At 59.5% G+C, this 13,623-nt stretch carries 9 protein-coding genes, 1 tRNA gene and 2 rRNA genes (1 of these 12 only partly in view); 5 read left to right on the top strand and 7 right to left on the bottom strand.

Going from position 1 to position 13,623, the window contains the following annotated elements:
- The 4 genes from C2U30_RS15040 to tcdA all read left to right on the top strand — a co-directional run.
- A 23S ribosomal RNA gene (locus C2U30_RS15040) occupies window positions 1-2,110 on the top strand; it begins 779 nt to the left of the window's first position.
- A 123-nt stretch (window positions 2,111-2,233) separates the two neighbouring features.
- Window positions 2,234-2,348 (top strand): 5S ribosomal RNA (gene rrf / locus C2U30_RS15045).
- A gap of 98 nt (window positions 2,349-2,446) precedes the next feature.
- Window positions 2,447-2,523 (top strand) — tRNA-Asp (locus C2U30_RS15050).
- A 147-nt stretch (window positions 2,524-2,670) separates the two neighbouring features.
- Window positions 2,671-3,507 carry a tRNA cyclic N6-threonylcarbamoyladenosine(37) synthase TcdA gene (tcdA, locus tag C2U30_RS15055; protein WP_103244024.1) on the top strand — a complete coding sequence of 279 codons (837 nt, stop codon included), beginning with the start codon at window positions 2,671-2,673 and terminating at the stop codon, window positions 3,505-3,507.
- Window positions 3,508-3,528: 21 nt separating this feature from the next.
- On the opposite strand, the gene C2U30_RS15060 is transcribed toward tcdA, so the two are convergent.
- Together C2U30_RS15060 and C2U30_RS15065 are read right to left on the bottom strand one after the other, a co-directional pair.
- Window positions 3,529-3,963 (bottom strand): SufE family protein, encoded by a 435-nt coding sequence (locus C2U30_RS15060; protein WP_199767282.1) that lies wholly within the window; start codon window positions 3,961-3,963, stop codon window positions 3,529-3,531.
- A 13-nt stretch (window positions 3,964-3,976) separates the two neighbouring features.
- A complete protein-coding gene (locus C2U30_RS15065) occupies window positions 3,977-5,197 on the bottom strand; it encodes a cysteine desulfurase (RefSeq protein WP_103244026.1) in 1,221 nt (406 codons plus the stop codon).
- A 152-nt stretch (window positions 5,198-5,349) separates the two neighbouring features.
- On the opposite strand from C2U30_RS15065, the gene rep reads away from it, so the two are divergent.
- Window positions 5,350-7,362, top strand: a complete 2,013-nt coding sequence (gene rep / locus C2U30_RS15070; RefSeq protein ID WP_043155654.1) for a DNA helicase Rep — start codon at window positions 5,350-5,352, stop codon at window positions 7,360-7,362.
- On the opposite strand, the gene C2U30_RS15075 is transcribed toward rep, so the two are convergent.
- The 5 genes from C2U30_RS15075 to C2U30_RS15095 form a co-directional block, all read right to left on the bottom strand.
- Window positions 7,349-9,652, bottom strand: a complete 2,304-nt coding sequence (locus C2U30_RS15075) for a putative bifunctional diguanylate cyclase/phosphodiesterase (protein ID WP_103244027.1) — start codon at window positions 9,650-9,652, stop codon at window positions 7,349-7,351. The genes rep and C2U30_RS15075 overlap by 14 nt on opposite strands.
- Before the next feature lie 84 nt (window positions 9,653-9,736).
- A complete protein-coding gene (locus tag C2U30_RS15080) occupies window positions 9,737-10,189 on the bottom strand; it encodes a c-type cytochrome (RefSeq protein WP_039041132.1) in 453 nt (150 codons plus the stop codon).
- 219 nt (window positions 10,190-10,408) lie between these two features.
- Window positions 10,409-11,434: an L-threonine 3-dehydrogenase gene (tdh, locus tag C2U30_RS15085; RefSeq protein ID WP_010672427.1), complete on the bottom strand. Its 1,026-nt coding sequence runs from the start codon at window positions 11,432-11,434 to the stop codon at window positions 10,409-10,411.
- An 89-nt stretch (window positions 11,435-11,523) separates the two neighbouring features.
- Window positions 11,524-12,714 (bottom strand): glycine C-acetyltransferase, encoded by a 1,191-nt coding sequence (locus C2U30_RS15090; protein ID WP_041212107.1) that lies wholly within the window; start codon window positions 12,712-12,714, stop codon window positions 11,524-11,526.
- Window positions 12,715-12,897: 183 nt separating this feature from the next.
- Window positions 12,898-13,542 (bottom strand): TetR/AcrR family transcriptional regulator, encoded by a 645-nt coding sequence (locus C2U30_RS15095; RefSeq protein ID WP_103244028.1) that lies wholly within the window; start codon window positions 13,540-13,542, stop codon window positions 12,898-12,900.
- Between the last annotated feature and the right edge of the window lie 81 nt (window positions 13,543-13,623).

Genomic DNA, 13,623 nt, shown 5'->3' on the forward strand with positions numbered 1-13,623 from the left:
CAAACTCGGAGATAGCTGGTTCTCCCCGAAAGCTATTTAGGTAGCGCCTCGGACGAATACTACTGGGGGTAGAGCACTGTTTGGGCTAGGGGGTCATCCCGACTTACCAACCCCATGCAAACTCCGAATACCAGTAAGTACTATCCGGGAGACACACGGCGGGTGCTAACGTCCGTCGTGAAGAGGGAAACAACCCAGACCGCCGGCTAAGGTCCCAAAGTTCTGGTTAAGTGGGAAACGATGTGGGAAGGCTCAGACAGCTAGGATGTTGGCTTAGAAGCAGCCATCATTTAAAGAAAGCGTAATAGCTCACTAGTCGAGTCGGCCTGCGCGGAAGATGTAACGGGGCTCAAACCAGGCACCGAAGCCGCGGATTCACGCTAAGCGTGAGTGGTAGGGGAGCGTTCTGTAAGTCTGCGAAGGTGTGTCGAGAGGCATGCTGGAGATATCAGAAGTGCGAATGCTGACGTAAGTAACGATAAAGGGGGTGAAAAGCCTCCTCGCCGGAAGACCAAGGGTTCCTGTCCAACGTTAATCGGGGCAGGGTGAGTCGACCCCTAAGGCGAGGCCGAAAGGCGTAGTCGATGGGAAGCAGGTTAATATTCCTGCACGACTTGTAATTGCGATGGGGGGACGGAGAAGGCTAGGTGGGCCAGGCGACGGTTGTCCTGGTGAAAGTGCGTAGGTGGTGTTTCCAGGCAAATCCGGAGACACAACACTGAGACACGAGACGAACGCACCACGGTGCGGAAGCCATTGATGCCCTGCTTCCAGGAAAAGCCTCTAAGCTTCAGATTACAAGTCATCGTACCCCAAACCGACACAGGTGGTCGGGTAGAGAATACCAAGGCGCTTGAGAGAACTCGGGTGAAGGAACTAGGCAAAATAGAACCGTAACTTCGGGAGAAGGTTCGCTCTTGATGGTGAAGTCCCTTGCGGATGGAGCTGTCGGGAGTCGCAGTGACCAGATGGCTGGGACTGTTTATCAAAAACACAGCACTCTGCAAACACGAAAGTGGACGTATAGGGTGTGACACCTGCCCGGTGCCGGAAGGTTAATTGATGGGGTTAGCGCAAGCGAAGCTCTTGATCGAAGCCCCGGTAAACGGCGGCCGTAACTATAACGGTCCTAAGGTAGCGAAATTCCTTGTCGGGTAAGTTCCGACCTGCACGAATGGTGTAACCATGGCCATGCTGTCTCCACCCGAGACTCAGTGAAATCGAATTCGCCGTGAAGATGCGGTGTACCCGCGGCTAGACGGAAAGACCCCGTGAACCTTTACTACAGCTTGGCACTGAACATTGAACCTACATGTGTAGGATAGGTGGGAGGCTTTGAAGGCGTGACGCCAGTTGCGCTGGAGCCGTCCTTGAAATACCACCCTTGTATGTTTGATGTTCTAACGCAGGGCCCTGAATCGGGCTCGCGGACAGTGCCTGGTGGGTAGTTTGACTGGGGCGGTCTCCTCCCAAAGAGTAACGGAGGAGCACGAAGGTTGGCTAATCCTGGTCGGACATCAGGAGGTTAGTGCAATGGCATAAGCCAGCTTAACTGCGAGACGGACAGGTCGAGCAGGTACGAAAGTAGGTCATAGTGATCCGGTGGTTCTGAATGGAAGGGCCATCGCTCAACGGATAAAAGGTACTCCGGGGATAACAGGCTGATACCGCCCAAGAGTTCATATCGACGGCGGTGTTTGGCACCTCGATGTCGGCTCATCACATCCTGGGGCTGAAGTCGGTCCCAAGGGTATGGCTGTTCGCCATTTAAAGTGGTACGCGAGCTGGGTTCAGAACGTCGTGAGACAGTTCGGTCCCTATCTGCCGTGGGCGTTGGATGATTGAAGGGAGTTGCTCCTAGTACGAGAGGACCGGAGTGAACGAACCTCTGGTGTTCGGGTTGTCACGCCAGTGGCACTGCCCGGTAGCTAAGTTCGGAATCGATAACCGCTGAAAGCATCTAAGCGGGAAGCGAGCCCTGAGATGAGTCATCCCTGACCCCTTGAGGGTCCTAAAGGGCCGTTGGAGACCACAACGTTGATAGGTGGGGTGTGTAAGCGTAGCGATACGTTGAGCTAACCCATACTAATTACCCGTGAGGCTTAACCATACAACACCCAAGAAGTGTTTCTGGCCTTGTAGCAAGTGCATGAACTACTTACAAATTCAGTGATAATGACCAGCAACTAGCAAAGTCGTTATTCACGTCAGCTTTCTAAGATTGAAGATTTTGCCTGGCGGCAATAGCGCAGTGGAACCACCTGACCCCATGCCGAACTCAGAAGTGAAACGCTGTAGCGCCGATGGTAGTGTGGCATTCGCCATGCGAGAGTAGGACACTGCCAGGCACCCAATTAAACGGTGATGTGAAGAATCACGTTACTGGCTGCGAGGATGACACCTCACAAACAAGCAGCAAATGATTTAGCGAAAGCTAACCGAATGCGGAGCGGTAGTTCAGTCGGTTAGAATACCGGCCTGTCACGCCGGGGGTCGCGGGTTCGAGTCCCGTCCGCTCCGCCACTACTTAAAAAGCCCAGTCTAACGACTGGGCTTTTTTTCGTTTCCGATACCGCACTCCTTTTCCCTCTCATCAACACCGCTATCATCCGATCATCGCCCCTGAGAGAGGTTGCCGCTATAATGGCCGCCCTCAAGCAAGGTGGTGGTATGAAAGCAGAGTATCTACAGCGATTCGGGGGCATTGCCCGTCTTTATGGCCAGCGTGCCCTTGGCTCCTTCAGCCAGGCGAAAGTCTGCGTGGTCGGGATCGGTGGCGTCGGCTCCTGGGCGGCCGAGGCGCTGGCTCGGGCCGGCATCAACCAGATCACTCTGATCGACATGGATGATATCTGCATCACCAACACCAATCGCCAGATCCATGCCATGCAGGGCACGGTCGGCCGTCTCAAGACGGAGGTGATGGCCGAGCGCATCCGTGCCATCAACCCGGATTGCGAGGTGATCGAGGTGGATGACTTCGTCACCGCCGACAACCTGGGCGAGCATATCAAGCGGGAGTTTGACTATGTGGTGGATGCCATCGACTCGGTCAAGGCCAAGGTGGCGCTGATTGCCTTCTGCAAGCGCAACAAGATCCCGGTGATCGTGGCGGGCGGTGCCGGCGGGCAGATGGACCCGACCCAGATCACCGTGGCCGATCTGGCCAAGACCATTCAGGATCCGCTGGCCGCCAAGGTGCGCTCCGACCTGCGGCGGCTGCACAACTTCAGCAAGAATCCGGCGCGCAAATTCGGGGTGGAGTGCGTCTTCTCAACCGAGCAGCTGAGTTATCCGGATGGTAATGGCGGCACTTGCCAGGCCAAGGCGGCCAGCGACGGCAATATGAAGATGGATTGCGCCTCCGGCTTCGGTGCCGTGACGCCGGTGACGGCCACCTTTGGCTTGGTTGCCGCGTCACGGGTATTGAAGAAGATTGCCGAGCGGGGTGCCCGCGCCGAGAAAGAGGCCGGGAATGAAAACGCCGGGTCGATTAGCGAAGCCTAATCGACCGCTGAACAAGGCGGGTTAGACCGCCTGCTCCCGGATCGCCAGTACGATAGCTCTGAGCCCGTTGCCCCGCGACGGGCTCAAATGTTTCTCAAGCCCCAGTTCGGTGAAATAGTCCTCCATGTCGAAGGAGTGGATCGTCGCTGCGGGTTGGTGGTTGAGTGCGGCCAGCACGATGACAATCAGACCGCGCACGATGCGGGCATCGGAATCGCAAGCAAAGTGCCAGTTACCATCCTCACCTTTCTCCCCTTTCAACCAAGCCTGGCTTTCACACCCCTTGAGGCGAAATGCCTCCTGCTGCCATTCGCCGGGCAGTGCAGGCAGCAGTTTGCCGAGCTGGATGATGAGTCGGTACTGGTTCTCCCAGCCGTTTGCTGCCGCAAACTGCTGACGGATGCTATTTGCGTCGGGCTCAACGCCTATCCGGGTGTAGGTTGCGAGGCTGTTCATTGGATTGTCTGCCTTAGAAGAAGTCACGGAGTTTGTGCAGGGCGGCCAGCAGGGCGTCGACATCGTCCCGATTGTTGTAGCAGGCCAGCGAGGCGCGCATCGTGCCGCCGATACCGAGCGATTCCATCAGCGGCATGGCGCAGTGATGGCCGACCCGCAGGGCTATGCCCTGCATGTCGAGCAGGGTGGCTGCGTCCTGTGGGTGGATATCCTCCAGCAGGAAGGAGATGGCGCCGGCGCGCTGACCGGGTTCGCCGACCAGACGCAGCCCTGGCACCTGTTGCAGTCCGGCAACCAGATAGTCGGTCAGCGCCGCTTCATGGCTGGCCAATGAATCCTTGTCCTGCTCCATCACAAAGCCGATGGCTGCGGCCAGGCCGATGGCGCCGGCAATATGGGGGGTGCCTGCCTCGAATTTGAAGGGCAGGGTGTTGAAGGTGGTGCCGCTGAAGCTGACCCTGTCTATCATCTCGCCGCCGGCCTGCCAGGGGGGCATCCGCTCCAGCAATTCAGTTCGGCCCCACAGCACGCCGATCCCGGTCGGGCCATAGAGCTTGTGGCCGGAGAAGGCGTAGAAGTCGCAGCCGATAGCCTGCACATCCACCTCGAGATGGGCCACCGCCTGGGCGCCGTCGATGAGGCTCAGGGCCCCGACCGCCTTGGCCGCTGCCACCATCTCTTTGACTGGATTGACGGTGCCAAGGGCATTGGAGACGTGAGCCACGCTCACCAGCCGGGTACGTGGTCCCAGCAGGGCCAGATAGGCAGCGATGTCGAGATCGCCCCGCTCATCGAGGGGAATGACCCGGATGACGGCGCCGGTGCGCTGGGCGACCAGCTGCCAGGGGACGATATTGGCGTGATGCTCGAGGGTGCTGAGCACGATTTCATCCCCCGCCCTCAGCTCGTTCATCCCCCAGCTCTGGGCCACCAGATTGATCGCCTCTGTGGTGCCACGGGTCCATATCACTTCGTGGCTGCGAGGGGCATTGATAAAGCGGGCAACCGTCTTGCGGGCATCTTCGAAGGCGCGTGTGGCCCGGCCGCTCAGGGCATGGGCGGCGCGGTGCACGTTGGCATTGTCGGCCCGATAGTAGTGATTGATCGCATCCAGCACGGCTTGCGGTTTTTGGGTGGTGGCGGCGTTGTCCAGATAGACCAGAGGGTGGCCGTTCACCTCCTGCGCCAAGGCTGGAAACTGGCCGCGCAGCCGGTCGTGCTGTTGCTGATTCATGCTCCCCTCATCTCGTCTGGAAAAGTCGGTCATGATCCGGAAAATGGCCGGCAAACACAAGATGAAGTGGCGGGATCCCGTGCCCGGTTTCGGCTGCCTGCGGGATCTCTGCTACAATGCCGCCCCTCATCATAAGCCAAGAGATCCGGCCCATGAAGCTCAACCCCAATCAGAACGAAGCGGTCAAGTATGTCTCCGGCCCTTGCCTGGTGCTGGCGGGTGCCGGATCGGGCAAGACCCGCGTCATCACCAACAAGATTGCCTATCTGGTACAGCAGTGCGGCTACAACGCACGCAACATAGCGGCGGTCACCTTTACCAACAAGGCGGCGCGGGAGATGAAGGAGCGGGTCGGTCAGACCCTCGGTCGCAAGGAGGCGCGGGGGCTGATGGTCTCCACCTTCCACACTCTGGGGCTTGAGATCATCCGCCGCGAGCACAAGAGCCTGAATCTCAAGGCCAATTTTTCCCTGTTCGACGATACCGACCAGCTGGCGCTGCTGAAAGAGCTGACCGAGGCGGAGCTCGATAACGACAAGGACAAGCTCTCGGCCCTCATCAGCCAGATCTCCAACTGGAAGAACGACCTCATCCTGCCGGCTCGCGCCATGCGCATCGCCCGCGGCCCGGAAGAGGTGCTGATGGCCCAGCTCTACGAGCGCTACCACCGCCAGATGGTGGCCTACAACGCGCTGGATTTCGACGACCTCATCGTGATGCCGACCCTGTTGCTCAAGAGCAACCAGGAGGTGCGCGAGCGCTGGCAGAACAAGATCCGCTATCTGCTGGTCGATGAATACCAGGACACCAACACCAGTCAGTACGAGCTGGTGAAGCAGATCGTCGGCGAGCGGGCCCGTTTTACCGTGGTGGGGGATGACGACCAGTCCATCTACTCCTGGCGTGGGGCCAAGCCGCAGAACCTGGTGCTGCTGAACGAAGATTTCCCCAATCTGCGGCTCATCAAGCTGGAGCAAAACTACCGCTCCAAGCGGCGCATCCTCAAGTGCGCCAACATCCTGATCGCCAACAACCCCCACGTCTACGACAAGGCGCTCTTCTCCGAGCTGGACGAGGGGGTGAAGCTCAAGGTGCTGTTTGCCAAGAATGAGGAGCACGAGGCGGAGCGTATCGCCGCCGAGCTGATGGGCCACAAGTTCATGAACCGCACCCGGTTCAAGGATTACGCGATCCTCTATCGGGGCAACCATCAGTCGCGCATCTTCGAGAAGGCGCTGATGACCAACCGCATTCCCTACCGTATCTCCGGCGGTACCTCGTTTTTCTCCCGCACCGAGATCAAGGACATCATGGCCTACCTCAAGCTGCTGGTTAACCCGGATGAGGACACCGCCTTCCTGCGGGTGGTCAACCTGCCGCGCCGCGAGATAGGCCCCACTACCCTCGAAAAACTGGGCCAGTACGCCAACCAGCGTGGCAAGAGCCTGTTTGCCGCCAGTTTCGAGCTGGGGCTGGAGCAACACCTCTCCGGACGCGGTCTATCCGCCCTGCAGGCCTTCACCAACTGGCTGGTGAGGCTTGGCGATCAGGCGCTGCGCGGCAATCCGGTGGAGGCGGTACGGGACATGATCAAGGAGATCCATTACGAGGAGTGGCTCTATGAGACCTCCCCCAGTCCGAAGGCGGCGGAGATGCGGATGCAAAACGTCTCCACCCTTTATCGCTGGATCAGCGAGATGCTGGAAGGGGATGAGCTGGAGGAGTCGATGACGCTGGCTCAGGTGGTTACCCGGCTCACCCTGCGGGACATGATGGAGCGTAACGAAGGGGAGGATGAGGCGGATCAGGTGCAGCTGATGACATTGCACGCCTCCAAGGGACTGGAGTTTCCCTATGTCTACATGGTGGGTATGGAGGAGGGGCTGCTGCCCCACCAGACCAGCATCGACGAGGACAACGTGGAGGAGGAGCGACGCCTCGCCTACGTGGGGATCACCCGGGCCCAGACCGAACTGACCTTTACTCTCTGCAAGGAGCGCCGCCAGTTTGGCGAGTCGGTGCGGCCGGAGCCGAGCCGCTTCCTGCTGGAGCTGCCCCAGGATGACCTGGAGTGGGAAAACCAGAAGAAGGTGACGGCCGAGGAGCGCCAGCAGAAGGGGCAGGTTGGTGTCGCCAACCTGCGGGCCCTGTTCAAGAAGGATTGAGGTCGGAAGGCTTGGTCTCTCGAGAAGCCTGACCCAGCAGAGGGGGAATATCGGCTCCCGGCAGCGGGGGCGAGATGTGGCGCCCCTGCCCGAGGGCGCAGCCAAGCTCGATGAGCTTTTGCAACTGCTGCTGATTTTCGATCCCCTCGACCACCAGGGTGAAGTCGAGGTCCTGGCAGATGTCCCGCATGGCGCGGATAAGCGCCAGATCCTTGGGTGAGTTCAACATGCGATGGGTGAAGCTGTCGTCCACCTTGATGTAATCCACCGGGAAGTGAAACAGGGCGTTGAGGGAAGAGAAGCCGGTGCCGAAGTCATCCAGGCTGACCTGGATCCCTTTCGCCCTCAGTTCATGCAAGGCAGTGAGGGAGTCGGCACTCTGCCGCGAGAGCTCGCGTTCGTTGAACTCAAAGATGAAACATGCGGGGATGACACCCTCCTCCTCCATGATGGTGAGCAGTTGCATGATCTGCTCGTGGCTGGCCAGGTGCTTGCCGGAGAGGTTGATGGCTATCCTGAAACGACCGACCCCGGAGGCGGGTTGCCAAAGCTTCAGTTGCTGGCAGGTGCGCTTGAGGATCTGGCGGTCCAGATCCTGAATGAGGCCGCACTGTTCCGCCAGAGGAATGAAGTCGAATGCATCCTTGAGCTCCCCTTCCTCCGTTATCCAGCGCGCCATCACCTCCAGTCCGACCAGGCGGCTGTCACACAGCCTGATCACCGGCTGGAAGTAGGGCACAATCCGCCCTTCCCGCAAGGCTCTGAAGAGCCGCTCTTCCGGTGACCCCGCCTGTTCGGTACAGGCCTCCGAATACATGACGATGCGGCTGCGGCCGTTGCGCTTGGCCTGGTACATGGCGAGGTCTGCCTGGTGCAGCAGTTCACTGACATCGGCCGTTTGCTCCGTCACGTTGGCGACCCCCAGACTGACGGTGATGGTCAGTTCGTTGCCCTGGAGCCGGAACGGATGGCCGATACGGCCAATCAGGCCATTGAGCACGGGGCTGATGTCCTCTTCCCGCTGGCTGTTGTCAAGATAGATGACGAATTCGTCCCCTCCGAGCCTCGCCACCATGTCATTTTGCCGGATGCAGCCTTGCAGCCTGCTGCCCAGCTCCTGCAGCAACTGATCGCCGGCACTGTGGCCCAGGGCGTCATTGACCTGCTTGAAGTGATCCACATCGACGAAAATCAGGGTGAAGCCGGCTGTCTGGTAACGGCGGTAGCGGGTCATGGCATGATGCAGGTGATTCATCAGCAGCGCCCGGTTTGGCAACTGGGTCAGCGGGTCGTGCAGGGCATTGAACTGGAGCCGCCGCTCCAGCTCCTGATGATGCTTGAGCCGTTTCTGCAACCTCAAGTTGGTTTGGCGCAGCTGTTGGAGTCGCTGGTTGATGGACTCCTCCGAGTTGAGCTCATCGAGTTGCTGTCGCACCCTTTTGAGCTCCAGCAACAGGGTCAGCTGATGGCGCAGGAAATCGAGGAACAGCCTGTCATCGGTTTCCAGAGGCCGGGTCATGTTGAGGATGAGGTGGGCAAAATATTGCTGCTGCTGGCGCAGGGGCAGGCTGTACCAGTAAAGCCCCTCTTCATGGCGCTCTACGCTGTTGGTGCTGTGGCACATGGCCCGAATGATGTCATCGTCGTATGTCAGGTGTGGTGGATAGAGTCGCTCCAGTCGCTGGTTTTCCAGCCGGATCAGCAACATGTCGCTGACCGAGAGCATCTGGCGCAACACAGCTTCCAACTGGGCAAACAGGGCATGCTGAGGCAGGTTGTGAGCCAGGCGCATCACTCGGCCGATCTTCTCGATTTTCTCCTGCCACTGGGGATCCCGCTGCATGAGAGGGGAGGCCTGCCCCGCCAGCTGGGTACCGGTCTGGGTTTCGTGCAGGCGTTTGGCTAGGCACTCCAGCAGCAGCCTCAGGGTGGGTGCCTGATCCGGGGTGCTGCGTGCCAGCAACCACTGCACGTCGATATGCTCCACAGGCTGCACGCACCAGCCCTGACCTTCATCGAGCCGGGTGAGCTGTTCGGTGAGGCGAGGTTCTTCCCGTCCCAATTGTTGCTTGAACACGTCGGGAAGCTGATAGGTGTAGCGCCAGTTCAGCCCCCCGTCGGCCAGCCCCAGCATGGCGAAATGTTGCAGAGGGCAGAGTGTGTCCAGCAGACCGACCAGTCGGGCGTAATCCTCGGGGGAGGCAATGCCGGGGGCGGGAAAATCCATGATGGAGGAGACGACCGCCAGCAAGGAGTGCGAGTCTGGCGGTGTGGTGGGCTGAACTGACATGCAACACTCCCGAAAAAACTTACCTTCAAGCGTAGTCGGAAGTGATGGGATTGAAAGGGCTGCAAGAGGAGCCCTTTCAATTACTTAGAGCTTGTCGATCATGTAGTGAATGGCGTTCTCGATCTCTTCGTCACTGCAGGTGGCGCAGGTCCCCCGCGGTGGCATCATGCCAGCCTTGCCGGTGAAGCCTTCGATGGCGTGTTTGCGCAAGGTGTCGAAGCCCTGGGCGATGCGTGGCTCCCAGGCGGCCTTGTCACCTCGCTTGGGGGCGCCGGCGGCACCGGTATCGTGGCAGGCGAAGCAGGCACCCTTGAACACGGTCTCTCCATCACGTGGGCCGGAGGAGGCTGCTGCAGGCGCCGCCGCCGCGGTCGCAATGCCTTCCAGATCCTTGGCGGTATAAACCTGGCCAACCGGGGCAATACGCTCGGCGATGGCCTCTGTCGACATGTCATCGGCGGCAAGGACGGCGCCGGACAGAGTGGCGGCCGCCATCCCGGCAGCCAGCAAATAGCTCAGTTTTTTCAACACGCTCATGTACTCCCAGCAGGCTCTTATTATCCCCAGAAAACGACGGGATTATAACCGAATAGTTACAGTCATTTAAACGCTTGTGTGTGAAGTGTTAAGCAATCTGCAAACAAAGTGGCAGAGCAGGAAGGGGTGATCCCACATAAAAAAACCCGGCATGCGCCGGGTTTCGTGAGGCTGAACAAAATAGGGCGCGCTGATTGCCCAGGCGCCCCTCGCGTGTCCTCAATCCCAGTTCAGGATCACCTTGCCGGACTTGCCCGAGCCCATGGCTTCGAAGCCCTGCTGGAAGTCATCGATATGGAAATGGTGGGTGATGATGGGGCTGAGATCCAGGCCAGACTGGATGAGGCTTGCCATCTTGTACCAGGTTTCGAACATTTCGCGACCGTAGATCCCCTTGATGAAGAGTCCCTTGAAGATCACCTTGCCCCAGTCGATGGCCATGGTGGAGGGAGGAATGCCGAGCATGGCGATTTTGCCGCCGTGGTTCATCTTGTCGATCATGTCCTGGAAGGCGCTGGGCACCCCGGACATCTCCAGCCCCACATCGAACCCTTCGGTCATGCCGAGATCTTCCATGACATCGGAGAGCTTCTCCTTGGCCACGTTGACGGCACGGGTGGCGCCCATCTTGCGGGCCAGTTCCAGCCGGTATTCGTTGACGTCGGTGATCACCACGTGACGGGCGCCAACGTGACGGCAGACGGCAGCAGCCATGATGCCGATGGGGCCTGCGCCGGTGATGAGCACGTCTTCACCCACCAGGTCGAAGGAGAGGGCGGTGTGCACGGCGTTGCCGAACGGATCGAAGATGGCGGCCAGCTCATCGGGGATGTTGTCCGGCAGCTTGAAGGCGTTGAAGGCCGGGATCACCAGGTATTCGGCGAAGGATCCCGGGCGGTTCACACCCACACCAATGGTGTTGCGGCACAGGTGGGTGCGACCGGCACGGCAGTTGCGGCAGTGGCCGCAGGTGATGTGGCCTTCGCCGGAGACGCGATCGCCGATGGCGAAGCCGCGCACTTCCTGGCCGACGGCGACCACCTCTCCCACATACTCGTGCCCTACCACCATGGGGACGGGAATGGTCTTCTGGGCCCACTCGTCCCAGTTGTAGATGTGCATGTCGGTGCCGCAGATGGCGGTCTTGCGGATCTTGATGAGCAGATCGTTGTGGCCGAGCTCGGGAGCCGGGACATCGGTCATCCAGATGCCGACTTCGGATTTGAGTTTGGAGAGTGCTTTCATGACAGATTCCTCACGGCGCCATGCCGGGTACAGAGGGTAATAAAATGGGGCCCAACCTTGGCCCCCGTTTTAATCAGCCAGCCATGTGATCAAATCACACCGAGCTCGCGACCGATGCGAATGAAGGCATCGATCGCCTTGTCCAGTTGCTCCCGGGTATGGGCGGCGGACATCTGGGTCCGGATGCGCGCCTGACCCTTGGGTACCACGGGGAAGGAGAAGCCCACCACATAGATACCGGCGTCCAGCATGCGGCTCGCCATCTCGGCGGCCAGTTTGGCATCCCCCAGCATGACCGGAATGATGGCGTGATCGGCACCGGCCAGGGTAAAGCCGGCGGCGCTCATGCGCTCGCGGAAGTAGGCACTGTTCTCCTTGAGGCAGGCACGCAGGTCGTGACCCTCGGCCAGCATGTCGATCACCTTGATGGTGGCCGAGACGATGGAGGGTGCCAGGGAGTTGGAGAAGAGGTAGGGACGGGAGCGCTGACGCAACCAGTCGATCACCTCTTTCTTGCCGGATGTGTAGCCACCGGACGCGCCACCCAGCGCCTTGCCCAGGGTACCGGTGATGATGTCGACCCGTTCCATCACCTCGCAGTATTCGTGGGTGCCGCGGCCGTTCTCACCGATGAAGCCGACGGCGTGGGAGTCATCCACCATCACCAGCGCATCGTACTTGTCGGCCAGATCGCAGATGGATTTGAGGTCGGCGATGACGCCATCCATGGAGAAGACGCCGTCGGTGGCGATCAGCTTGAAGCGGGCGCCGTCGGCATCGGCCTGCTTGAGCTGGGCTTCCAGTTCGGCCATGTCGTTGTTGGCGTAGCGATAGCGCCTGGCCTTGCACAACCGCACCCCATCGATGATGGAGGCATGGTTGAGGGCGTCGGAGATGATGGCGTCTTCGGCACCGAAAAGGGTCTCGAACAGACCGCCGTTGGCGTCGAAGCAGGAGGAGTAGAGGATGCTGTCTTCGGTGCCGAGGAAGGCGGACAGCTTCTGCTCCAGCTCCTTGTGCTGGTCCTGGGTACCACAGATGAAGCGCACGGAGGCCATGCCGAAGCCGTGGCTCTCGAGCCCCTGATGGGCGGCGGCAATCAGGTCGGGGTGGTTGGCCAACCCCAGGTAGTTGTTGGCACAGAAGTTCAGTACCTGCTCGCCGCCCACCGCAATCTGGGCCTGCTGGGCCGAGGTGATGATGCGCTCCTGCTTGTATAGCCCTTCCGCCTTGACCTGTTCGAGCTGTTCGGTCAGGTGACGATAGAATCCGTTAGACATCCTCGGTCCTCATTGCTGTATCGACTGTGTTATCAGGATCCCAGGCCGTGCAACCCGCACGGTTCGGCGTCGTCACGGTCGCGACGAAACGCCGACAGACCCTAGAATGGGCAACATTTTACTGTAATCCCTGCGTATAAATTCAAATTTTTATGCTGATAATCAACAATTGTGAAACAGATCTCACCCGGCTGGTTGGGCCAGTTGGTGATAATGTTGCTCCAGTTGATGTATCTGGGGGGCCACCTGTGGCTGCACGTAGGGGCGCAGCAAAAACAGCACCCGCAAGACCCCCTGGTAGAGCAGGGGTTTGGTGATGCGGGTGGCCGGGGCCTGGGCGATCTGGAACGGGATCCAGCAGGTGACGACCATCTTGATGGTCTGGCCGAGATCCGGCAGGTCTTCATCGCTGACGGCGATGATGCCGCCTTCGCGCAGGCTTCTGAGCAGCGTCTCCACGGTGGCACGGAGCTGCTCCTGTGCCTTGAGGTATTTCTGCTGCAGCAGCTCGTCGCGACTCAGGATGTCCGGCAGATTCGCGTAGAAGAAGCGGAACTGCCACATCAAATAGAAGATGGCATCCAGGTAGCCCATCAGATCCTCCAGCCGGATCGCGCTGCTGCGGATCGGAGTGAAGCTGTCGCTCAGGTGGCGGGCGTACTGATCGAAGATGGAGTGGATGATGTCTTCTTTGTTTCTGAAGTGGTAGTAAAGGTTGCCCGGGCTGATGCCAAGGTGTGCGGCAATGTGGTTGGTGGTGATGTTGCGCTCGCCCTGATCGTTGAACAGCTCGGTGGCGCTGTGGATGATCCTGTCTCTGGTCTTCATCGCTGGTCCCTCTGCCGGGCCCGAAGGGGAAAAGTCATCGAGGTCGAATCCCCTTGCGGCCCGTGATAAACTTTTCGGCAA

It is taken from the genome of Aeromonas sp. ASNIH5 (assembly GCF_002902865.1).
GTDB classification, from domain to species: Bacteria; Pseudomonadota; Gammaproteobacteria; order Enterobacterales; family Aeromonadaceae; genus Aeromonas; species Aeromonas caviae.

Bases quoted from the DNA above. Each gene is read 5' to 3' on its own strand.
- tcdA (WP_103244024.1), top strand. From the start codon at position 2,671: ATGAAAGCAGAGTATCTACAGCGATTCGGGGGCATTGCCCGTCTTTAT.
- C2U30_RS15060 (WP_199767282.1), bottom strand. From the start codon at position 3,963: ATGAACAGCCTCGCAACCTACACCCGGATAGGCGTTGAGCCCGACGCA.
- C2U30_RS15065 (WP_103244026.1), bottom strand. From the start codon at position 5,197: ATGAATCAGCAACAGCACGACCGGCTGCGCGGCCAGTTTCCAGCCTTG.
- rep (WP_043155654.1), top strand. From the start codon at position 5,350: ATGAAGCTCAACCCCAATCAGAACGAAGCGGTCAAGTATGTCTCCGGC.
- C2U30_RS15075 (WP_103244027.1), bottom strand. From the start codon at position 9,652: ATGTCAGTTCAGCCCACCACACCGCCAGACTCGCACTCCTTGCTGGCG.
- C2U30_RS15080 (WP_039041132.1), bottom strand. From the start codon at position 10,189: ATGAGCGTGTTGAAAAAACTGAGCTATTTGCTGGCTGCCGGGATGGCG.
- tdh (WP_010672427.1), bottom strand. From the start codon at position 11,434: ATGAAAGCACTCTCCAAACTCAAATCCGAAGTCGGCATCTGGATGACC.
- C2U30_RS15090 (WP_041212107.1), bottom strand. From the start codon at position 12,714: ATGTCTAACGGATTCTATCGTCACCTGACCGAACAGCTCGAACAGGTC.
- C2U30_RS15095 (WP_103244028.1), bottom strand. From the start codon at position 13,542: ATGAAGACCAGAGACAGGATCATCCACAGCGCCACCGAGCTGTTCAAC.